This window comes from Streptomyces sp. NPDC005866 (genome assembly GCF_040629895.1).
GTDB lineage: Bacteria > Actinomycetota > Actinomycetes > Streptomycetales > Streptomycetaceae > Streptomyces.
In genome coordinates this window covers 214,726-236,814 of record NZ_JBEXWP010000004.1, presented here as the reverse complement: position 1 = coordinate 236,814, position 22,089 = coordinate 214,726, and the positions used below count along the sequence as shown (strand labels likewise).

Below are 22,089 nucleotides of genomic sequence, written 5' to 3'. Positions count from 1 at the left end.
CGCCCAACGCGCCCACCTGACCTGCCGGTCAACGCAGAGCGCCGCCGGTCAGGGCGCGGGGTCGGTCTTGGCGGTGTCGTTGACGTTGGTCAGGCAGGTCTTCATGAAGTCGTCGCGGTGGACGGTACCGCCGGTGGGCTCCTGGGAGATCTGGGCGTACTCCTGCGAGCAGGTGCTGTCGCTCGCGGTGTAGGTCATGCTGCCGTCGTCGGCGTACACGCCCCCCGATATCACGCCGGACGCGTAGGCGCCGAGGAGCGTTGAGCGGCCGAAGACGGGCTTGTCCACAGTCTTGGTGACCGTATGGGTGACGACCTTGGGCGGGCGGGACTCGGCCTGAACGGCGCGGTGGTCGGCCACAGCCTTCTGGCGGCGGGCGGCGGCGAGCGCGGAGTGGGCGCTGACGTCATCCACCGTGGCCGCGATGACGGACAGGGCGGTCAACCCCCAGGCGGTGATGGCGAGGACCTTGGGTCTGTTCACTGTTGTCCTTCGGGTAAGGGATGGGAGGGTGAAAACCACGCAGCAGGTCGTGGCCGGGGGCGGCGCGGAGGCGGCGGAGCATCGGCTCGCCGCCCCACTCGAAGCCGTACTGACCCGCTCGGACAGCCGGTCAGCCGGCGCTGGCGTCGGTCCACTTGCCGCTGAAGAATGAGCTGCCGCCGCGCCACCGTCACGGCCTTGGTCGAAGAGATCAGTAGTTGGCGTTGGCGATGAGGTCGCCATCCTGGCCGTAGACGCTGACGAGCCCGTTCTTGGACTCGTAGCAGGACGTGAACGCAGAGGCGATGAGCTTCGCGTCACCCTGGTTGTCGCTCATAAGCCCGCCAGTGAAGTCGGTGTAGACCTCAGCCGAGTCCAGGATGTCGTTCCGCTTGTCCGCGCCGGTCACCTTCGTCACGTGCTGGACGGCCTTCTTCTCCGTGGCCGTACCGGACTTGGCGACGCAGGCCTTGAACTGCTCCGCCTGCGGCCTCGTCTTCTGCGCGGGCGTCGCCTCGGCCTTGTCGGACTCCGGCGTGCGGCCGGCGGCGACGGCCTTGTCCTTGGCGCCGTTGTCGGCGGAGTCGCCGTTTCCGCCGCCGGCCGCGGCGACGACGCCGATCAGAACGAAGAGGGCGACGACGCCGAGGCAGCCGAAGCCGACGATCTTCCCGGCCTTCGACTTCTTCGGCGGCTGCGGCTGGAACGGCGGAGTGCCGTAGCCCTGCTGCTGCGGGCCGCTCCAACCGGGCTGGGGCTGCTGCGGGTACTGCTGCTGGCTCATGGTCCCCCCAGGGGATGTAGATGCACCTTGCGGGTGCGCGGGACTTGTGAAGCTGAATGTGCGTCAGGCGGCCCGGGAGCGCCGGTAGTCGGCGAGGGCGCCGGAGGCCCACAACGGGACCAGCCGCGGGAGTTCGGTGCGCGGCACGGCGCCGCGCGCGCAGCGCAGGCCGAGCTTGGCGAGGGAGTCGGCGGCCTCGTTGAGTGGGTGACCGGCGTGGGCCTTCTCGTGGACGAAGGTCAAGTGAGGGGTGTACTCGGCGAGCAACTGCAGCTTGACCAGGCTGGGCCGGCGGCCCTGGGAGCGCAGGTGGGTGTCGTAGCCCCCGGGCATGTCCGTCCCGCCCTGCTGCCAGCTGTGCAGGTGCCGCAGCGCCTGCAGGTTGTCCACGCGGACCTCAATGGGCTGGCCGGGGTGCGTGTGCAGGACCGCCTTGAGACCCCAATACACGGCGCGCAGTTCGGTGACGACCACGCGGGAGTGGGGGCGCGCCAGGTACTTCGGGTAAAGGTGAGCGCGCAGACCGGTGTGGCCGGTGGTGGCGAGGTAGCCGGAGGCCACCCGGTCGGGGCCTACCGAGGCGTCCGTGGCCAGCACGATCGGTCCGGCAACGGCCTTGACCTTGTCGTTCACGAGCACCTGGCGGTGAGTGGAGGTGGTGGGGCGGGGTGCGTGGGCGAGGGGAGAACGACGACCCATGGCGGTTGTTGCCTCCTTGTCTTCGTGACGGGGCAGCGGGAGAGGGCGGCGCGCGTAACGCCCGCCGAACTTGGTCGTGTGGTCAGGGGCCATCACGGTGTTGCAATGACCCCTGGAATCCGCCAGATGTGGAGGGGCTCCGGTATTGCTGGTGGGTCAGATGGCAGCGGGGGCCTTCTTGTACCAGTCCGTGATCACCTTGGTCAGGTGCACGACGTTCTGCTGACGCATGATCGGGGCGGAGGCGTCCGGCTCGAAGTCCTTGTTCGCATCCGTGGTACGCCAGATGCTGTCCTCGGTGACCGGGGCACTCATGTGCCGGTCGAGCCCCTTGAAGAACTCCTGGATGTCACCGTCCTCGGCCCCGTCGTCCCGAAGGTTGCGGTAGACACCGCCCAGGACACGGAGCATGCCCACCGACCCCAGGAGCGAGGACTCGCGCAGCCTCATGGCCTTGGTGGGGGGCGCCGGCGGCTCGTTCTTCTTCTTCTCGGAGAGCGAGGGGTCGTAGTTGTCCACATCCTCCTCGGTGATCTCCGCGAGCGCGGTGAAAGCGACGGAGATGACATCCAGGAAGCCGCGGACGCTCTCGACGACCTCGTTGTCGGTCAGCGACTCGACCTTCTTGCTGACGCGGCCACCGGGGCCGGCGATGACGGCCCGCGTGATGTCGGCGACGTGCTTGGCACCCATCAGGTTGCGGTTGGCCAGGGTCATCCGGTCCCGCTCGATGTCGATCTTGCCCAGGAAGAGGGGGTGGGTGACGATGTCGCTGAGCGTCCGGTTGGCGATGCGCGAGGTGTCGAAGCGGGCCCGGACGGCACCGGAGATGCCCTTGGCGTTGTCCGCGACATCGACGAACATCTGCTGGCCCTTGACGCCGTCGGGCTCCACGTAGATGTCGATGCCGACGAACTCGTCCTTGAGTCGCCGCATGCGGCCGATCAAAGCCTCGCGGTCCTGCTCCAGCTTCGTCTTCTTGGCCTCGTTGGCGCGGTGGATCTCCCGGTCGATGCGGGAGACCTCGTCCGTGATGCGCTTCTTCTCCAGGTGGACCCCGAGGATGCGGTGCTGGCCGTCGATCGTGATCAGGCGTCCGATGCCGCCGATGGACCACGGGACGGTGAGGTAGCCGACCGAGCCGTCTTCGCTGATCGGCTCGAAGCGGCAGCCGCCGGTGTCGCGGATGAGGAGAGCCGGAGCCACCCAGCCGGGGTTGTCGGCGAGGTACTGGCCGAAGCCCTTGGCGTGGGTGATGTCCACCTTGCGGTTGTCCGGGTCCGGCTTGGCCGGGTCAGGGATGGTGAGGATGACCGAGAGGTCGGAGAGCGGGATGCGCGTCGTGTACACGGTCCGGCCGCCCTGGCTGGTGCAGATCGCCAGGTAAGTGGACTCCTCACGCACGAGGGAGAGACGCGACGAGTCGACAGTGATGGTCATGGGTGACTTCCTTTCCGAGCAGGTAGCCCTCGGAGGGCAGCGGGAGAGAGGGCGGGCGGCGCGTGACGCCCGCGGGGTGGGGCATGGGGGTCATGCGCCGGCGGTGGTCGGCTGGTGGACCTGGCCGTAGACGGTGAGGAACAGCTCCAGGTCGGCGCGTTCGTCGGGCATGGCGTGACCGGAGGCGAGACGGGTGCGGGCGTCGCGGTGGGCGTTGCGCAGATGGCCGCTGCGCTCCAGGTGGCGCCACAGGAGGCGGAAGGCCTGCTGGTGGTCGTAGAGGGTGGTCTCGTAGGACGTGCCGGTGATGTGGCGGGCCTGGACCAGCAGGGCCCGGAAGTTCTCCCCGGCGTCGCGCTTCAGCACTTGCGCCAAGTGGCGGTGATACACGGTCAGTTCGGGCTCACCCGTCTCGGTCAAACAGGTCTCTCCACTCTTGAGGCTTCGTCGGCTTCGTCTGTCGTCCCCGGTGCGGGCCGCAGCGGCCGCTGCCCGGGGATGCTTCCGGCGACCACTGCCAGCCGGAAGCATCTACAGATAAGCACGACGATGAAAGCACTGTCAAACCTGTTTACGTGCTTAGTCGATGGTGTAGTGTCTTCGCTGTACCCGACGAGAGGTGAGAACACGTCATGCCCCAGCCGTCAGCCCAGGTGACAGCCGCGGAGATCTCCCGTATCGCGGGAGTCACACGCGCCACCGTCAGCAACTGGCGCCGCCGGCACGACGACTTCCCGGCACCGGCCGGCGGCAACGAGTCCAGCCCGCTCTACGACCTGGAAACCGTGCGTGCCTGGCTGCGCTCCCGCGGCCAGACCTCCGCCGCCGCCCCGGCGGAGGAGCTACGCACCCTGCTGCGACTGCACCCCGCGGGCACCGGCCCGGCCACGCCGCTGCTCCCCCTGGTCCTCGCCACCTCCCGCCGCTCCCCGCGCGAGCTGACCGAGCTGGCCGACCTGCCGGACACCGACCTCGCCGCACGCGCGGACGCCGCCGTCGCCGACCTCAGCGGCACGGTTCCGCAGACCGAGGCCGCCCCCTTCACGGCAGCCGACGCGGCCATCGTGCGGGCGCTGCTCCACTGCGTACGGGAGGAGGGCGCCCAGGCCGCCCTCGACGTACTCGCCGAGCGGGAACTGGAGGACAGCGCCTCTACCGGCACCTACCAGACCCCCGACCGTTTGGCCGACCTGATGGCACGCCTGCTGCCCGCGGACGCGGCCCGTGTCCTGGACCCCGCGTGCGGCAGCGGCACCCTGCTCGCGGCCGCCGCACGCCACGGCGCCCGCGAGCTGTACGGCCAGGACGCCCTGCCGGTGCAGGCCCAACGCAGCGCGGTACGCCTGCTGCTGGCGACGCCCGAGGCGGCGGTGGCCGTACAGGCCGGCGACAGTCTGCGCCACGACGCCTTCCCGCAGCCCCCGGTCGACGCGGTGCTGTGCAACCCGCCCTACGGCGACCGCGACTGGGGCCACGACGAGCTGGCCTACGACCCCCGCTGGGCCTACGGCGTCCCACCGCGCTCCGAGCCCGAACTCGCCTGGATCCAGCACGCCCTGGCCCACCTGCACCCCGGCGGATACGCGGTACTGCTGCTGCCCCCCGCCACCGCCGCCCGCGCCTCGGGCCGCCGCGTACGCGCCGAACTGGTACGCGGCGGCGCCCTGCGCGCCGTCGTGGCCCTGCCATCCGGCGCGGCCGCGCCCCTGCACATCGGGCTCCAGCTGTGGATCCTGCAGACCCCGCAGCCGGACGGCCCGGACCGCGCCTCCGTGCTGTTCGTGGACGCCGCCGGCGAGCGGCAACAGGACAGGCCACGCAACCGGTCCGACAGCACGCTCGGCTCATCGGGAACGCGCCGGCGCCGCGACACCCTCGACTGGGACGAGCTGACCGACACCGCGCTGGACCACTGGACGGCCTTCCGCACCGACCCGGAGTCCTTCTCCGACGAGCCCGGCATCGCCCGGGTCGTCCCCGTACTGGACCTCCTCGACGAGGTCGTCGACCTCACCCCGGCCCGCCAGGTCCGCGCCCTGCCCGCCGACATCGACCCGGCCCAGGTGGCACGGCAAGCCGACGACCACCGCAAGCAGCTGACCGAGCACGCCGGCCTCCTCGCCGAGGCCGCTCAGGGCACATGGCAGCCCACCGGCGACTCCCCACGGCAGTGGCGCACGGCCACCCTCTCCGACCTCGCCCGCGGCGGCGCCCTGGAGATCCTGCGGGCGGCGACCGACACCCGGGAGAAGACCGAGGGCGCGCAGTGGAGGGCCGAGAACACCGGACGGCTGGTCGTCCACGGAACCGACATCGCGGACGGCGTACCCGCCTCCGCCACGTTCCTCGACAGCATGCCCCTGAAGTCGTCACCGGTCATCGCCGAAGGGGACATCCTGGTACGCGTGTTCACAGGGGACGGCGGAAACATGGCCCGACTGGCCGACGAACAGGACATCGGCGTACTGCTCGGCCACGACCTCTACCTTCTGCGCCCCGACCCGACACGACTGGACCCCTGGTTCCTCGCGGGCTTCGTCGGCGCGCACGACAACATCACCGGGGCATCCACCGGCAGCACCACCGTCCACCTCCAACCCGGCCGACTGCGCGTCCCGTTGCTGCCCCTGCAGGAGCAGCGCCGCTACGGCGAGGCCTTCCGCCGCGTCCGCGAACTGCACACCGCCGCCCGCCAGGCCACCGACCTCGCCCGCGAGTACGCGGACCTCCTGACCACCGGCCTGACAGCGGGGGCGCTGCTTCCACCCGAGACCGCGTCGACCTGACGCACTGGCGCACTTCTTCACTCATCCACCACACTCGGCCGTACCCGCCCCCTCGCCGGCGGGACGGCTCGGAAGGAACTCGGGGAACCTTGAACAGCAGCAAGCACACGGAGTTGGCGAACCATGCCTGGTCCGTCGCCGACCTCCTGCGCGGCGACTACAAGCAGTCCGACTACGGCAAGGTGATCCTTCCGTTCACCGTGCTGCGCCGCCTGGAATGCGTCCTGGAGCCCACACGGGACAAGGTCGTCGAGACGGTCGCCCGATTCGCCGGCCAGGACATCGACACCGACCGCTTCCTGCGGAAGGCCTCGGGCCACGCCTTCTACAACAAGAGCGAGCTCACGCTGCGGAAGATCGCGGCCGACCCGCAGAACGCGGCGAAGAACCTGCAGATCTACGTCGGCGCCTTCTCCGACAACGCCCGCGAGGTCCTCGACAAGTACGAGTTCAACCAGCAGGTCAGGAAGCTCGACAGCGCGAACCTGCTCTACCAGGTCATCGGCAGGTTCACCGACCTCGACCTGCACCCGGATGTCGTGCCCAACCACAACATGGGCTACATCTTCGAGGAGTTGATCCGCCGCTTCGCCGAGCAGTCGAACGAGACCGCGGGTGAGCACTTCACCCCGCGCGAGGTCATCAAGCTGATGGTCAACCTGCTGGTGGCGCCCGACGCGGACGCTCTCAGCCTGCCGGGTGTCGTCCGCACGGTCATGGACCCGGCCTGCGGCACGGGCGGCATGCTCAGCGCCGCCGACGACCGCATCAAAGCCCTCAACCCGGACGCCACGGTCGAGGTGTACGGGCAGGAACTCAACCCCGAGTCCTGGGCGATCTGCCGCTCCGACCTCATGATCAAGGGCCAGGACCCGGAGAACATCCGCTTCGGCAACTCCTTCTCCGACGATGGCCACGCCCGCCGCAGGTTCGACTACATCCTCGCGAACCCGCCGTTCGGCGTGGAGTGGAAGAAGGTCAAGGACGAGGTCGAGTACGAGCACAAGTCACTCGGCGACGCCGGCCGCTTCGGCGCGGGCCTGCCGCGCATCAACGACGGCTCGCTGCTCTTCCTCCAGCACATGATCTCGAAGATGAAGCCGGTGGACGTCAACGGCGGGGGCGGCTCCCGCATCGCCATCGTCTTCAACGGCTCCCCGCTCTTCACGGGCGCTGCCGAGTCCGGCGAGTCCAACATCCGCCGCTGGATCCTGGAGAACGACTGGCTGGAGGCCATCGTCGCCCTCCCGGACCAGCTCTTCTACAACACCGGCATCTCCACGTACTTCTGGATCCTCACCAACCGCAAGGACGCCGACCACAAGGGCAAGGTCGTCCTGCTCGACGCGCGCGACCAGTGGCAGAAGATGCGCAAGTCGCTCGGCGACAAGCGCAAGGAACTCGGCGACGGGACGAACGGCCGCCCCGACCACATCGCCGACATCACCCGGCTGTACGCGGAGGCGCTGCAGGTCGCGGGCGACCCGGAGCACGCTCTGCACGGCAAGGTCAAGGTCTTCTGGAACGAGGACTTCGGCTACCAGCGCATCACCGTCGAACGCCCGCTGAAGCTGCGCTTCGAGGTGACGGAGGAGACGCTGGCGGCGCTGGCGGAGGCCAAGCCGGTGGCGAAGCTGGAGCGGAGCGAGGAGTTCGTCGCGGCGGTACGTACGCTGCTCGGCTCGACCTGGACGACGAAGTCGGAGGCGTTCATCGCGCTCAAGGACGCGGTGGTCGCGGCCGGCCTGACCTGGCCGTCGGGAGCGCCGTTCGCGAAGACGGTACGGGAGACGATCGGCGTCCGGGACCCGGAGGGGGAGGTCCAGAAGGTCAAGGGCGCGGCGGAGCCGGACGCAGACCTGCGGGATTACGAGAACGTTCCGCTGGGCGAGGACGTCGAGGACTACCTCAAGCGCGAGGTGCTGCCGCACGTGCCGGACGCGTGGATCGACCACACGAAGACAAAGATCGGCTACGAAATCCCATTCACGCGGCACTTCTACGTGTATCAGCCGCCGAGGCCACTGGCGGAGATCGACGCGGAGTTGAAGTCACTGGAGGCGGAGATTCAGGTGCTGCTGGGTGAGGTGACGGAATGACGGCCATCCCCGGACTGGGCGTAATCCCTGATCACTGGGCGTCAGAGCGTGCCCGTTGGCTACTGCATCGGCAGCGGCGGGACGTGCGCCCTGAGGATGGAATCGTGACCGCATTTCGCGACGGGCAGGTTACCCTCCGAGAGCGGAGGCGCACTGAGGGCTTCACCAATGCCATCCAGGAGATCGGCTATCAAGGAATTCGCATTGGTGACCTTGTGGTACATGGCATGGACGGGTTCGCTGGGGCCATCGGCGTATCGGACTCCGACGGCAAGTCATCACCAGTTGTTCACGCGTACCGTGCCAACGAAAAGGCAGAAGCTCGCTACTTTGCATACGCATTGCGCACTTTGGCCGTCAATGGATACGTAAGTACGCTCGCAAAAGGAATTCGTGAGCGTTCGACAGCATTTGACGCATCTACGTTGGCCAACGTGCTTCTCCCCGTCCCGCCGCTGGAGGAGCAGCGCCGCATCGCCGACTTCCTCGACGCCGAGACCGCCCGCATCGACGCATTGACAAACGCTCGTGACGCCCAGCTGTCCATCCTGGGCGAGCGAGAGCTGTCCATCATCGGGCACATGCTCTCTGGCGGTGCTACGAGTCAAGAGGGCCGGGCCACTGGTTGGCCATGGCTCCCGTATGTCCCGGCAGGCTGGTCCATCGGTCCAGTGTATGCCTACTATTCCGCAGAACTCGGAAAGATGCTAAACCCGGAGCGGGCGTCCGGAGAAAGTCTGCGCCCATATCTTCGGAATGCCAATATTCACTGGTATGAAATCGACACGCTGGATATGGCTTCCATGCATTTCGAGGCAGGCGAGGTGAGGCGATACTCAGTCGCCGCCGGCGATCTACTAGTCTGCGAAGGAGGTGCGGGCATCGCTGAGGCGGCCGTTTGGGATGGCCGAATCGAAGAATGTTACTTTCAGAAGTCGCTCCATCGGGTACGGCAAGTAGGCGCAGTCCCTGTTGAATGGCTCATGTATTGGCTTCGATTCGCCAAGGCGTCCGGGGTATTTGATGCGGGCGGCAACCTCGCGACCATCCCTCATCTGACCGGGGAGCAACTCCGGCAGTACAGAATTCCGATCCCTCTCGATGGTAAGGCGCTGGTCCGTGAAACAGGCCGGAGCATCGATGACATGGCCAAGGCGCGTGCACTCCTCAACAGGGCGAAGACAAAGCTGTCCGAGCGCCGCCAAGCCCTCATTACCGCCGCCGTAACCGGCCAGTTCGACGTCTCCACCGCCAGCGGGCGCAACGTAACGGACGGAGTGAGCGCGTAGCCATGAGCCCCATCCACACGGAGTCTGCCTTCGGTGATGCCATCGTCGCCGCCATGGTCGAGCGCGGCTGGCGCGAGGCGCGTTCGCATGACTACCGGGCCGATCTTGGCCTGGACACCAACGAGTTGTTCACCTTCATCGGGGCGACACAGCCCGACGAGTGGAGCGAGCTACTCACCGTCTACGGTGGCGACCCGAACGAGGCGCAGCGCGGGTTCGCCAGCCGCCTCGACCAGGCCATCGCTACCAACGGGCTCCTCGATGTCCTCCGCAACGGCGTCAAGGACCGGGGTGTCCTGCTCCGCGTCGCCTACTTTAAGCCGAACCTCGTCGCCCACGACTCCGTGCTGGACGGCTACCGCGCCAACCGCCTCACCGTCGTCCGCGAACTCGAGTACGCGACGAAGCAGGCCGACTGGGGCAACCGGCTCGACCTCACCCTGTTCCTCAACGGAATCCCCGTCGCCACGGCCGAGTTGAAGAACCCGCTGACCAAGCAGGGGGTGGAGCAGGCCAAGGAGCAGTACCGCACCGACCGCGATCCGACCGAGCTGATCTTCACGCGCCGGGTCGTCGCGAACTTCGCCGTGGACCCGGACCTGGTCTTCGTCGCCACTCAGCTCAAGGGCAAGAACACCCGCTTCCTCCCGTTCAACACCGGCTCCAACGGCCCCGGCCAGCCGGGCGGCGCCGGGAACCCGGCCCCGACCACGTACGGCACGTACGCGACCTCCTACCTCTGGGAACAGGTCTGGCAGCCGGACAACTGGCTGGACCTGCTCCAGCGGTTCGTGCACCTGCACAAGAGCAAGACGCCCGGCGGCGGCAGCACCAAGACGATGGTCTTCCCCCGGTTCCAGCAGTGGGACGCGGTCAAGAAGCTCACCGCGCACGCCGCAACGCACGGCGCGGGCCACGACTACCTGGTCATGGCCTCGGCCGGCTCGGGCAAGTCGAACACCATCGGCTGGCTCGCGCACCGTCTCAGCGACCTGCACACCCCCACCGATCCCCGTGAACTCGACCCCGAGGCCGTGGCCAACGGCCTCAAGCCTGGCGTGCCGGTCTTCGACAAGGTCATCGTCATCACCGACCGCCGCAACCTGGACGCCCAACTCCGGGAAACGGTGGGCAGTTTCGAGCAGACCGCGGGCCTCGTCGTGAAGATCGACGAGAAGCACGGGGCGAAGGGCGAGCAGCTCGCCAAGGCCCTCTCCCGTGACACCGGGAAGATCGTCACCGTCACCCTGCACTCCTTCCCGGCACTGCTCGACTACCTCCAGCGCAATCCCACCGAGATCCAGGGCAGCCGCTTCGCGATCATCGTCGACGAGGCTCACTCCTCGCAGTCCGGTGACGCCGCCACCGCCGTACGGTCGGCCCTGCGCGATCTCGGCCTGGACTCCGACTCGGACGACGCGGGCGCGACCACGGTCAAGGCCGAGGCCGCCACCCTCGACGAGCAGCTCAAGAAGAGGGCCGAGCAGCGTTCCCGCGCCGCGAACCTCTCCTACTTCGCGTTCACCGCCACGCCGAAGGCCAAGACCCTCGAACTCTTCGGCACGCTCAAGGACATCGACGGCAAGGCGACCTACCGGCCCTTCCACACGTACTCCATGCGGCAGGCGATCGAGGAGGGCTTCATCCTCGACCCGCTGCGCAACTACGTCACGTACAACACGTACTGGAAGCTGGTGAACCAGAACCCCGACGAGCGGGAGGTCGACCCGTCGAAGGCGAACGGCCTGCTCGCCCGGTACGCGCTGACCCATGACTCGACGGTCGCCCAGCACGCCACGGTGATCGTGGAGCACTTCGTGGCGCACAGCCGGGGCCGTCTCGGCGGGCGGGCCAAGTCCATGGTGGTGACCGCCTCGCGGCAGTCCGCCGTGCAGATGGCGCGCGCGATCAAGAGCTACATCAAGGACCGGGACTACGACACCAAGTACCCCGACCTGGGTGTCCTCGTCGCCTTCTCCGGCTCGCTCACGATCGACGGCGAGGAGACCACCGAGCCGAAGGAGAACGGCGGGCTGTCGGAGAGCGCGCTGCCGAAGGCGTTCGCGTACACGCGTGCCGACGACAAGGCCGCCCGAGCCGGCGGTGCGGGCCAGCGCGAGTACAGGATCCTGGTCGTGGCGGAGAAGTACCAGACCGGGTTCGACCAGCCGCTGCTGACGACGATGTACGTCAACAAGTCGCTGACCGGCATCTCAGCCGTCCAGACCCTGTCCCGGCTGAACCGGACCGCGGAACGCAAGACGCAGGCGGACCTGGCGGTGCTGGACTTCGTCAACGACGCCAACGACATACAGGAGTCCTTCCGCCCGTACTTCGAGGAGGCGAACACCCTTCCCTCCGACCCCAACCTGCTCTACACCGCGCAGAGCCGGGTCATGCAGGCGGGGATCCTGGCCGGGCAGGAGATGGACGAGTTCGCCGCCGCGTACTTCGCCGCCAAGGAGAAGGCGGCAGGCTCACAGTCCAAGTGGGAGAAGCTGCACGCCGAGCTGTACCGGCTGCTCTCCCCCGCCGTCGCCCGCTTCACGCCCCTGCTCGAAAGCGACGACGAGGACGACCAGGAGACGGCGGAGGGCTTCCGCGCCGACCTCAACGACTACGTCAGGAAGTACGGCTTCCTCGCACAGATCGTCCCCTACCGGGACGCCGAGCTGGAGCGGCTGCACCTCTACGGCCGTTACCTTCTCAACCGGCTGCCGCGCCGCGCGGACGGCGGCGTGGACATAGGCGAGATCGACCTCAGCCATATGCGGGTGGAGAAGACCGGCGAGTACGACGTCTCCCTCACTGCCGAGGGGCCGACGACGATGCAGGGCTTCGGCGACGGCTCGGGCGGCGCGAAGGAGGCGGAGAAGTCGCTGCTCTCGCAGTTGATCGACAAGTTCAACGAACGCTTCGGCACCGAGTTCACCGAGCAGGACGTCATCCGGCCCTTCGAGGAGGCCAAGGCCGACCCGAAGGTACGGGCGGCGGCCGTCGTCAACGACGAGGACAACTTCGGCCTCGTCTTCGACAACGTCTTCGCGGACAAGATGGCCGACCACATCGACACCATCGCGGGCATGGGCCGCCAGTACTTCGGCCCCGACAAGGGCTTCAAGTCCAGCCTGGACCGCAGCGCCCGCAAGGCCGCCTGGCGGATGATCCGCCGCGAGGAAGGCCTGGACGACGACGTCTGATGCGTACGCCCCGGCCGGACGTGTCGGCCGGGGCACCCTTTGGCCTCGATTCGTCTGCGGCCTGACGGCCGTGGGTGATCTGGTGGGTTGCCCTGGTGATCGTCAGTTCACCGGCAGGCAGCGCCCGTAACCGAATGCACGAGGTTCATACCGTTCTTGTCTGATGTAAGCCATAGGTTCTTGTGGGAATAAAGGGGGAGACGATGACTGAAGACCGCAAGGCAATCGTTCCGGTGTGGACGCTGGCGACCGGTGACGTCCGGGCACCCGCATTGGCCGGAGGCGAGCCGATGACGGCTGAGCGCCTGGCTGAACTGCGCGGTGTGCTGGCCGCCCTGGCCGACGCGCCGATTGCCACGCTGGAGGTGCATCCGCTGCCCGACAAGCTCGACCGCAGTCGAGGTATCCCGCTCGATGCTGCGAGTCCCCTGGCGCAGCACCTGTCACAGTTCATCACGCAATCGACGCGAAGTTCCCTTACGGCGGCCAGGGCGACCGCTGCCGGCGAAAACCTGTATCGCATGGTGGTTCCGGCGAAGGTTGCCGCCCAGTTCGGTCAGGGCATCGTTCGTCCGATGGCATCGAAGGCGGCGGCCGGTGGCATCCACAGTGCACTCATGAACTCGACGGGCATCGCCGCCAATGCGACGTTCGTGCCAGTCGGTAAAGCGGCCGCAGCAGGCGCAGTCGGCGGAGCCGGTGCGACAGCCGGCGTCGCGGCCGCCGGCAGCGCGGCGCTCACCGTGGCCGCGCCGCTCGTGCTCATGGCCGTAGCGGTAGGGGTGAGCGCGCATGCCGACCACAAGCGCCAGCAGGCTATCGAACACATCACAGAACTGCTGGAGCAACTGCACGAACAAAAACTCGAAGAGGAGCACAGCGAACTCGACGGCTGCCGCGATGCCATCGACAAAGCCACCGCCATTCTGCTCGACCAGGGCAAGCTCGGTATCTCGCTGGGACTGGACTCGGCAGTGCATGCCATCAACACGGCGCTGGGCCGCGCTGACCGCCGCCTTGGCCAGTGGCAGAGCGCACTCGACAAGCTGGCCGACGACAAGCCCGTCGAGATCGGCACGCTGACCAAGTCGTTCCCCGGCGTCGACGAGCATGGCGGCACGTTCCGCACCCACCTGGAACTCGCCGCCTTGGCCATTGCGCTGAAGCGGCGGGTCGTCGTCCTGCAGGCCGTCGAGCATGCCCAGGACAACCCTGACAACCTGTTCGAGAACTTCACCCGCGCACTCAAGCGCGACCAGCAGCGCCTCGACGAACTGGAGTCGAGCATCGCCGGTGTCCTGCAACGCCTGTCGGCGCTGGAGCTGGCAGGCCCGCAAGGTTGGCGGCCCGTCTTCACGACCGATGAAGTCGATCGCCTGATGCGCGCGGCAAACCGTATTCGCAAGCTGGGCGACGGCGTCATGGTCAACAGCCGCAGGACAGACGTGGCGATCGAGATCGCCCGCGACAAGGACGGCTCGGTGGTCGTGTTCCCTGCGCTGCCCATGTAGGCGTAGGCGCGGCCGGATCTGGCCCGACCGGGCCACCTCCCGCGCCGAGGAGCACCGCCGCTGGTCACGCTACGCCACCACCGGGAGCGTTGGAGGCATGAACAGCGAGACCGCTCCCCCCGACCGCGTTCCCCGACCCACCAGCCCCACAGGCCACTTCGCGATGCGCTTCAGCTCCACCCCGCGCGGCGGACGATCCGCCGCGCGGAGGGCCTGGACGACGACATCTGATGCGTACGTCCCGGCTGGATACGCTGGCCGGGGCACCCTTTGGAGGACATCGTGAGCACACAGCCGGACCACGGCACGGAACTGGTCCCACGCCCGGAACGTACCCCCGACGCCGTCCGCGTGGCGCTCGCCCGGATCGCCCCTCACCGCCGGGACGAGATGGAGAAGCACAAGGAAGAAGCTCTCGCCGCCGCCATTCGGACCAGCAAGATCGGGCACCTTCAGCACTGGCTGACCCACTGGGCCGCTCAGGTGGAGATCGAGCGTCGGCCCGATCTCTCCGCACGCCGTAGCCGTGCTCTCGCCACGGTCCACGGCACGACCAGCAAGGACGACCCCGCATTCCGATCCGCCATGGACGAGCTGCGTGCCGTCGAGGACATGGCAACGCAGGCGGTGTCCGAGTGACGTGTTGGTGGAGTACGACCCCAGATGTGGGTGCCCAGTCGCACAGGCGGCTGGGCACCCACGGGCGTTACGAATGTCGGCTCAGATGGTCTGGTCGGCGGCCAGTCGGACGAGCCCGGCCCATGCGTCGGGGGCGACCGTCAGAACCGGTCCGGATCGGACCTTCGAGTCCCGGATGTGTACGGCCCCGGGAGCCTCGGCGACCTCGACGCATTCGCCGCCGTTGCCCGTGCTGTAACTGCTCTTGAACCAAGCGGCTTCCGGCACAGCCGCTCTGCTGCGCTGCACGTTCATGCCTCTCCCATCAGTTGCTCGATGAGCGCCGACGATTCGCTCGGGGTCAGCGCCTGTGATCGGAGGATGCCATAGCGGGCTTCGAGCGTACGGACGTACGAGGTATCGGTGTAGAGACGACTGTCGTCCTGGACCTCCGCATACGCGATGCGGTGCCCCTTGTCGGTGTCGATCAATGTGAAGGGGCCGCCAAGCGCGGCGTGGTCCTCGCGCCCGATCGGCATGACCTGTACTTCTACATTCCTCGATTGCCCAGTGAGCAGGATCTGTTCCAGGGTCCCGCGCATAGTTTTCGGGCCGCCGAGCTGCCGGCGCAGCACCGCTTCCTCGATGACGAAACTCATCAGAGGGGCCGGGCGACGGGTGAAGATGCTCTGCCGCACCATGCGAGCCTCCAAGCGCTGCTCGATCACGTCGTCCTCCAGCAGCGGGCGCTGCATCTGGAAGACAGCCCGTGCGTAGTCCTCCGTCTGCAATAGCCCGGGCACGGCATACACGGCATACACGTTCAGCGCCGTCGCCCGCGCCTCCAAGCGCGCCGCGTCCCGGAAGAACGCCGGATACTGTGCCCGCCCCACCTCCTCCTTCAGGGCCTTGAGGACGCCCCCGGCGTCCAGCACCTCGTCCGCGCGGTCGATGAACCTCGGCGGGGGAATCCGCCTCCCCTGCTCGAAGGAGGCGATCGACTGGGCCGCGTAGCCCGTGAGTTTCCCGAACTCCTGCCGGTCCAGGCCCGCCCGTACCCGCAGCAACTTCAACTGCCGCCCGAACGCTGTCACCACGCCCGATCCCGGCTCGTCCTCCTCCGGCCTCGGCCCGGCGTCTTCCCGCTCGCTCCCGCCCTCGCCGTGCTCCACCGACTCCATCGGCTCCACCGCCTCCCCGACCCGGTTCCCCGGCCCAACGCGCCCGCCCCAAGCCGGTAACGCGGCGCCCCTCGTACAGACCCGACGCCGCCGCGTACAACCAGAACGCGACGGCGCGTCACCACTGGTCACGCTACGCCACCGCCGGGAGCGTTGGAGGCATGAACAGCGAGACCGCTCCCCCCGACCGCGTCCCCCGGCCCACCGGCCCCACAGGCCACTTCGCGATGCGCTTCAGCTCCACCCCGCGCGGCGCGCGGCTCGCCCGGCGTCTTGCCGGGCAGCGGCTCGACGCGTGGGGCATCCCCTACGACTGCGACACGCACCACACGCTGACGCTGATCGTCGCCGAGCTCGCCGCCAACGCCGTCCGGCACGGCCGGGTCTCCGGCCGCGACTTCCATCTCTCGTTGGCCCGCGGTGCCACGACCGTACGGATCGAGGTCACCGACACCCGCACCGAAGGCGTACCGGTCGTGGCGACACCCGCGGACCTCCGCGACACGGGCCGCGGTCTGCTCCTGGTGGAGCACTTCGCCGACCGCTGGGACTGGCACCCGCGCCCCGGCGGCCCCGGCAAGACGATCTGGGCGGAGTACGTCCTGCCGCCGCGAGGCTGACCGGCCGCCGCACCCTCCGCCCGTCGTCCACCGCCGGCCCAAGCCCCTGTCGCACCGCGACCGCTGGACGGCGGATCGACGCAGCGGTCACACTTGACCCCTCACCGTGGCTGTTCTTCACGCACACCGGGGGCAAGGTGCCGCAGGAGGCGATCTCCGACCGTTACGAACTCCTGGAGGAGCTCAGCCACGGCGGCATGGGCGACGTGTGGCGCGGCTACGACGCCGTGCTCGACCGGCCCGTCGCCGTGAAGCTCATCCGGCAGGCGTCGGTCACCTCCCCGCAGTTGGCCGAGGAGTTCGCCAAGCGCTTCCGTCGCGAGGCCCGCATCACCGCGCGCATCCAGCACCCCGGCGTGCCGCAGGTGTACGACGCGGTGCTCGACGCGTCGTACGAGCGGCTGTTCCTGGTGATGGAGCTCGTCGACGGCGTACCGCTGTCCGCCTACCCCGACCCCGGCCGGCCGCTGCCGGTCAGCTGGGCGGCCGCCGTCGCCGCGCAGGTCGCGACCGTGCTGTCGTACGCGCACGACGTGCCGGTGATCCACCGGGACCTCAAGCCCGGCAACATCCTCGTCGCCCGTGACGGCACCGTGAAGGTCCTCGACTTCGGCATCGCGGCGATCCTGCGCACCGACGTCACCAAACTGACCGCCACCGGCAGCCCCATCGGCACCCACCAGTACATGTCGCCCGAGCAGGTCCGCGGCGGACGCATCACCCCGCAGACCGACCTGTACGCGCTGGGCTGTGTGCTGCACGAACTCCTCAGCGGGCGCGTCGTGTTCGAGGCGGAGAACGAGTACCTGCTGATGTACCAGCACGTCAACGCCGCCCCCACCCCGCTGCGACAGCTGCGGCCCGACGTCCCCGAGGCGCTGGAGGAGCTGGTCCTGCATTTGCTGCGCAAGGCGCCCGAGGCACGGCCCGCAGACACGCAGGAGGTGTACGCGCGACTGCTGCCGTTCCTCCCGCCGCCAGGCGCAGAACCCGGTACCTCCGATGCCGGGCCGGCCGGCGCACCCGACCCGACGGGCGTGTTCCGTCACCCTTTCGCGCCCCGCGCGCGCGCCCAGACCCCCGTACCCGGTGCTTCGGCGCCGACAGCCGTCCTCCCGGGGGCCCAGCCGGCGCCCGTCCCCGCCCGGCTACGCGAGGACATCAAGGAGGCGTACGCCCACTCCGACGCCCTGCTGGAGGAGCAGCGGTTCACACAGGCCGCCGAGGTGCTCGGCGAGGTCATCGAACCCGCGGCCCTCGCCCTCGGCTCCGAGAGCAAGCAGGTCCTGGCGCTGCGCCGCCAGAGAGCAGCGATCCGCCTCCTCGGCGGCGACTACCGGGCCGCCCTGCCCGAGTTCGACGCCCTCGCCGACGCGTACGCCCGCATCGCCGGACCCACCGGCGAGCAGGCCCGCGCCTGCCGCGCCCAGGCGGCCCGGTGCCGCGCCGAACTCGGCCAGGTCACCGACGCGCTCGCCGCGCTGCAGGGCGTGCTGAACGTCGTGCGGGCCGTCGACAGCGACGTCAGCGAGGAAGCCGTTGAGCTGCGGCACAACATCGGGATGCTGCTGCTCGCCCAGGGTCGGGCCGTCGAAGCCCGGCAGGTCCTCGAACCGCTCCACGAGGACATGTGCATGGTGTTCGGCCCCGACGACGAGATGACAGTCGAGATCGCCGAGGCACTCGCCGTGATCCGCCTCGGCCTCGACGGTTCTGCCTCCTGACCCGGGGGCCTCCAGCGACGGTGCCCCGTGAACGCCGACGTGCCGTCCGTCCATCGAACTGCGCGAATACGGCCGCTCGCGCGCCTACCGGCTCCCCGACGTCGTCGGGCAATTACCTGCGGCCTCCGGCATCGTGGACGCCGCGCCCGATCCCTGCAAGCCGGGCTGCTGACAGCTCAGAGCCGGCAGCACTGTGGGCGCGGCCACGCTCACCGTGCCGGGCGGTGGGGCGATCATTCTCCGGATCATGCGGAAGGTCCCCATCGCTCGCCTGTCCTTCCTCCTCGGCTACGCGCGCTGTGCGAACCGTCGCGGCGGCGGCCCGGGGTGAGCCCGTCCGTCTCACGGGGAATCGGCACTCTTCTCGCATCTCGGCGAGGTGCGGGTACTGCGCGCCCGAACTGCCTCCGAGTTGTCGATGGGCTTGTCAGCGACAGCGGCGTCCAAGACGGCAGGGTAATCCGGGTCGGTGAGCATCATATGATCCTCCTGACGGGCCACCGGCCAAAGACGTTGTCGCGCACGATCGGCGCATGCCTGGCACTCCCGGGTACCCAGTGGCCCAGGCGGAGAGGGTCTCAACGTGCCTGCTGGGACAGCCTGCAGGGCGGATAGCATCCGGCCGGACACGAGTAGGTCTCGCCGCCCAGCGTCCGGCACTCGCACACACCTATACCGTGGGCCACTTCACCGTGAAGTTCACCGAGGTCGACGTTGGCGACGTAGTTGTCGGGGAGCCGCAAACGTATGTCCTGGCACGGGTCACGTCCCACTCGTGCGACACAGCGATCTATGAGCAGCGCGGCATCGTCGTCTCGCTGATCAAGCCCTCCGGAGCACTGGACGTGCGCACCACCTTGTGCGTGGAACTGGCCGGCGACACCTACGGGGACTACGACACGACCCAAGGCGGGGGCAGCCCGGACCGGAGCGGCATCCGCGTCACGCTGAGCCCGACAGGGCGGCAAACCATGGTCAACAGCGGGCGCCAGGGTGGGCCCGAGATGGCGCCCTGGTACCTGTTACCGCTGGTCAGGCCCAACACGAGGCCCAAAGCGCTGTGATTCCCAAGCTCAGGTCCTGGAGCCGCCAGCTTGCGATACGGTGCGGCATCGTATGACGACCCCTCGGAGAGTCAGTGGATCCGCCGAACAGCCGCCTTGCCCACATTGCGGCCGCGATTTTGCTGGGCTTGGCTGCAATCGCTCTCGCTGGTTGCAACCCTGATCCGACCGATCCCGAGAACGTCGATCCGATCGCCCTGGTGAACGGCACATCCAACCCAGTGCACGTCTTCTGGTGTGCCGGCGACGGGGACGACGAATGCGCGGAGCAGCAAAGCCTAGGAGTCGTCCCAGCCAGGGCGGTTCGCAACGTGCATATCTCGTCCTACGAAGTAATGCTGCACGTCAAGACAGCTTCAGGCCCAGGGGGATACCTCTGCGAAGACGACGCTCCGGGGAGTCGAATAGCTCTGAGCGCCTCGTATCCCTCCATGAAGTCCGCCTACGACCACTGCCTGGACGGAGCTTCTCATACCACCTCGCCCCGCTGAGGTCCCGCGTGGACGTGCCCCTACCGGGACCCCTCGCGCCGTCGTCGGCCGTGCTGCCGATGAGGGCGGAGAGCTCCTCGGAGCAGTGTTCGGCTGCCGACCGCACCGCGCGTTCGGCCTCCGCGAGCCGGGCCAGGAGGTCCCTGAGCGCTGGATTCCCGAGGCGGCTGCGCAGCAGCGGATTGATGCGCAGCAGCCACAACGGCTCCTGGTGCGGGGCCGGGCGGGCCGACTGCGGTGCGGTGATGGCCGGCGTCTGAAGAGCGGTCACCGGACGGCCTCCTGGGCCTCGGCCCACCGCACCCGCCCCGTGGCCGGCCGCTCCTGCCAGGTCTCGCCGAGGACCTCGTCGATCGTCTCGGCGAGGGCATAGCACATGTAGTACCGCTGGATCGGGGAGACGGTGAGCAGGGGCAGCTGCTGGTAGAAGAGGTTGATCAGCATGCGGTACGCGGCGAACCACGGCGGCGGGTTGTCGATCACTCCGGATGCGGCGGTGGCCCGGTGGAACGCGGTGTCGGGGTGCTTGCCCTGCGGGACCACCTCGGGCGCGGCGGGCGGGCCCATGGCCGTGTTGTCCACGGAGGCGGTGACCGCGTCCAGCATCGCGGGCGTCAGCCGGCCCTCCATCACCGCGCTGTCCAGGGCGCCGGTGGCGTAGGCGAAGGCGGTACGCCACCCGGCCGCCGCCGCGCCGACCTCCCCCGCGAGCCGCTGCTCCACCACGGTGCGCAGCACGGACGCCTCCTTGGCCAGGCGCGTGGCGAACGCCGGGCGCATGTCCTTGCTGGGGGCCGCCCAGGCCAGGAGTGCCTCGGCGTGCGAGCGGAACGAGAAGGCACCGTGCGCCAGCCCCAGGACGTACGAGTCGCCCAGCGCGACGAAGGCCTCGGCGAGACGGGTGGTCGCCAGGGAGGGATCCCGGGTCAGTTCCTCGATGGTGTCCATCAGCGAGGGACACACCACCCCATGCACGACCTCGGCCCCCGCAGGCCGTGCAGCAGCGGGTCGCCCGGCGCCACGTCGTGCGGGCCGAGGAAGTCGACCTCCCCGTGCTCGCGCATCGGGAGATACGGCGGCGGCACCGCTTCCAGACGGCCGAACTCCCGTGCCTGCGCGAGATATGTTTCCTCGTCCAGCGCCCGGTCCCCGGGCAGGGGCCCGGCGTCGAGCTGCCGTGCGATGGCATCCCAGGGCAGTTCCTGGCCCAGCGCACCCCGGCCGATGATGTCCACGTGCGGGCCGTGCAGCCATCCTCGGCGCAGCCGTACGACGGCGCCCCCTCTGTCGCGCACGGCGCGGGCGTGGGGCGCCACGGACCTGGAGAGCCACCCCCGCGTCACCGGCGCCCTGGTGAAGAGCCGGACTCCCGCGGGGTGTTCTTCTGGCGCATTGGGACTCGTGGGCACTCATTTTTCAAGAATCGAATGCGATCAGAAAAGGACTGCCGTTACTTACTGACAAGCGTCATGCGCTTCGTGACACCTGTACTGCATTTCGGATGAAGCGCTACGGTAGGCTGGGCTGGTGATCAATGAATCCGGCAGCCGGGAATTGAGCGGAAACCGGCCCGTGCAAGGCGCGGTCATAATGTCCGTCTTCGCATCGATGTGGGAAGTCCTGGGGGTGTCAGGACTGATACCTCGAGTGTCCGATTTGGCGTTGCTCTGCATAGTCGCCCTCGCGGCGGCCGCGGCGGTCGCGGCGATGATCCTCACCGTCCGGTTCGGCGCACTGCCGGGCCGAAGGCGTGTGCGCCGGGTGGCACCGAACAGCTTCCGGGTTTTCGGCCAGGTGAACATCGGTCAGTCCGTGGCGGTCGTCGCGGCGATCCTGGTCCTCGGCCGGCTCGATCTGTGGCTCTACGTTCCCGCCGCGGTATGCATGATCGTCGGGCTGCACTTCCTCCCGCTCGCATGGTCCTTCGCGCAGCCGCAGTACTGGTGGACCGGAGCGCTGCTCATGGCCCTGGCGCTGATCGCGGTCCTGACGCTGGCCGGCGGCGTCGACGCCGCCAACGTCCGTGTCCTGCTGGGATTCGGGGCCGCCGCCATCCTGTGGGCCACCGCGCTGCACCTCGCCCGCCGCGGCTGAACCGCA

At 68.6% G+C, this 22,089-nt stretch carries 19 protein-coding genes; 10 read left to right on the top strand and 9 right to left on the bottom strand.

The features are described from left to right. Positions 1-48 precede the first annotated feature (48 nt). From ABZ396_RS08015 to ABZ396_RS07995, 5 genes are all read right to left on the bottom strand, one after another. Positions 49-483, bottom strand: a complete 435-nt coding sequence (locus tag ABZ396_RS08015) for a hypothetical protein (RefSeq protein ID WP_358920692.1) — start codon at positions 481-483, stop codon at positions 49-51. A 211-nt stretch (positions 484-694) separates the two neighbouring features. After that, positions 695-1,267: a hypothetical protein gene (locus ABZ396_RS08010; protein WP_358920694.1), complete on the bottom strand. Its 573-nt coding sequence runs from the start codon at positions 1,265-1,267 to the stop codon at positions 695-697. A gap of 63 nt (positions 1,268-1,330) precedes the next feature. Then, positions 1,331-1,966, bottom strand: a complete 636-nt coding sequence (locus ABZ396_RS08005; protein ID WP_358920696.1) for a hypothetical protein — start codon at positions 1,964-1,966, stop codon at positions 1,331-1,333. A 156-nt stretch (positions 1,967-2,122) separates the two neighbouring features. Then, complete coding sequence (locus tag ABZ396_RS08000) at positions 2,123-3,406, bottom strand: DNA sulfur modification protein DndB (protein WP_358920697.1); 1,284 nt, start codon at positions 3,404-3,406, stop codon at positions 2,123-2,125. 90 nt (positions 3,407-3,496) lie between these two features. Next, positions 3,497-3,781, bottom strand: coding sequence for a hypothetical protein (locus ABZ396_RS07995; RefSeq protein ID WP_358920698.1), 285 nt, complete (start codon positions 3,779-3,781; stop codon positions 3,497-3,499). Between the two features lie 257 nt (positions 3,782-4,038). Here ABZ396_RS07995 and ABZ396_RS07990 point away from each other — a divergent pair, with 257 nt between their 5' ends. From ABZ396_RS07990 to ABZ396_RS07965, 6 genes are all read left to right on the top strand, one after another. Then, positions 4,039-6,192 (top strand): N-6 DNA methylase, encoded by a 2,154-nt coding sequence (locus tag ABZ396_RS07990; protein WP_358920699.1) that lies wholly within the window; start codon positions 4,039-4,041, stop codon positions 6,190-6,192. Between the two features lie 89 nt (positions 6,193-6,281). Continuing rightward, on the top strand, positions 6,282-8,291 hold the full coding sequence (locus tag ABZ396_RS07985) for a class I SAM-dependent DNA methyltransferase (RefSeq protein ID WP_358920700.1): 2,010 nt from the start codon (positions 6,282-6,284) through the stop codon (positions 8,289-8,291). Between the two features lie 104 nt (positions 8,292-8,395). Continuing rightward, positions 8,396-9,580 (top strand): restriction endonuclease subunit S, encoded by a 1,185-nt coding sequence (locus ABZ396_RS07980; RefSeq protein WP_358920701.1) that lies wholly within the window; start codon positions 8,396-8,398, stop codon positions 9,578-9,580. Positions 9,581-9,582: 2 nt separating this feature from the next. After that, complete coding sequence (locus ABZ396_RS07975; RefSeq protein ID WP_358920702.1) at positions 9,583-12,780, top strand: type I restriction endonuclease; 3,198 nt, start codon at positions 9,583-9,585, stop codon at positions 12,778-12,780. A gap of 203 nt (positions 12,781-12,983) precedes the next feature. Beyond that, the gene (locus tag ABZ396_RS07970) at positions 12,984-14,291 is read left to right on the top strand and encodes a hypothetical protein (protein WP_358920703.1); all 1,308 of its coding nucleotides are present in this window, start codon (positions 12,984-12,986) and stop codon (positions 14,289-14,291) included. Positions 14,292-14,573: 282 nt separating this feature from the next. Then, a complete protein-coding gene (locus ABZ396_RS07965) occupies positions 14,574-14,930 on the top strand; it encodes a hypothetical protein (protein WP_358920704.1) in 357 nt (118 codons plus the stop codon). 81 nt (positions 14,931-15,011) lie between these two features. Here ABZ396_RS07965 and ABZ396_RS07960 read toward each other — a convergent pair whose 3' ends face one another. Both ABZ396_RS07960 and ABZ396_RS07955 read right to left on the bottom strand, forming a co-directional pair. Next, positions 15,012-15,224 (bottom strand): DUF397 domain-containing protein, encoded by a 213-nt coding sequence (locus tag ABZ396_RS07960; RefSeq protein ID WP_358920705.1) that lies wholly within the window; start codon positions 15,222-15,224, stop codon positions 15,012-15,014. Continuing rightward, the gene (locus tag ABZ396_RS07955) at positions 15,221-16,090 is read right to left on the bottom strand and encodes a helix-turn-helix transcriptional regulator (protein WP_358920707.1); all 870 of its coding nucleotides are present in this window, start codon (positions 16,088-16,090) and stop codon (positions 15,221-15,223) included. Before ABZ396_RS07955 ends, ABZ396_RS07960 begins: the two co-directional genes overlap by 4 nt. 161 nt (positions 16,091-16,251) lie before the next feature. Between ABZ396_RS07955 and ABZ396_RS07950 the strand changes: the two genes are divergently transcribed. The 3 genes from ABZ396_RS07950 to ABZ396_RS07940 all read left to right on the top strand — a co-directional run bounded on the left by ABZ396_RS07950 (position 16,252) and on the right by ABZ396_RS07940 (position 19,498). After that, on the top strand, positions 16,252-16,710 hold the full coding sequence (locus ABZ396_RS07950) for an ATP-binding protein (RefSeq protein ID WP_358920709.1): 459 nt from the start codon (positions 16,252-16,254) through the stop codon (positions 16,708-16,710). 137 nt (positions 16,711-16,847) lie between these two features. Next, positions 16,848-18,434: a protein kinase gene (locus tag ABZ396_RS07945; protein ID WP_358920710.1), complete on the top strand. Its 1,587-nt coding sequence runs from the start codon at positions 16,848-16,850 to the stop codon at positions 18,432-18,434. Between the two features lie 677 nt (positions 18,435-19,111). Next, positions 19,112-19,498 carry a hypothetical protein gene (locus tag ABZ396_RS07940; protein WP_358920712.1) on the top strand — a complete coding sequence of 129 codons (387 nt, stop codon included), beginning with the start codon at positions 19,112-19,114 and terminating at the stop codon, positions 19,496-19,498. Positions 19,499-20,256: 758 nt separating this feature from the next. On the opposite strand, the gene ABZ396_RS07935 is transcribed toward ABZ396_RS07940, so the two are convergent. Next, positions 20,257-20,937 carry a hypothetical protein gene (locus ABZ396_RS07935; RefSeq protein WP_358920714.1) on the bottom strand — a complete coding sequence of 227 codons (681 nt, stop codon included), beginning with the start codon at positions 20,935-20,937 and terminating at the stop codon, positions 20,257-20,259. After that, positions 20,937-21,284, bottom strand: coding sequence for a hypothetical protein (locus tag ABZ396_RS07930; RefSeq protein ID WP_358920715.1), 348 nt, complete (start codon positions 21,282-21,284; stop codon positions 20,937-20,939). The genes ABZ396_RS07935 and ABZ396_RS07930 overlap by 1 nt, the downstream gene beginning before the upstream one ends. Before the next feature lie 367 nt (positions 21,285-21,651). On the opposite strand from ABZ396_RS07930, the gene ABZ396_RS07925 reads away from it, so the two are divergent. Next, a complete protein-coding gene (locus ABZ396_RS07925) occupies positions 21,652-22,083 on the top strand; it encodes a hypothetical protein (RefSeq protein WP_358920717.1) in 432 nt (143 codons plus the stop codon). Positions 22,084-22,089: the final 6 nt, after the last annotated feature.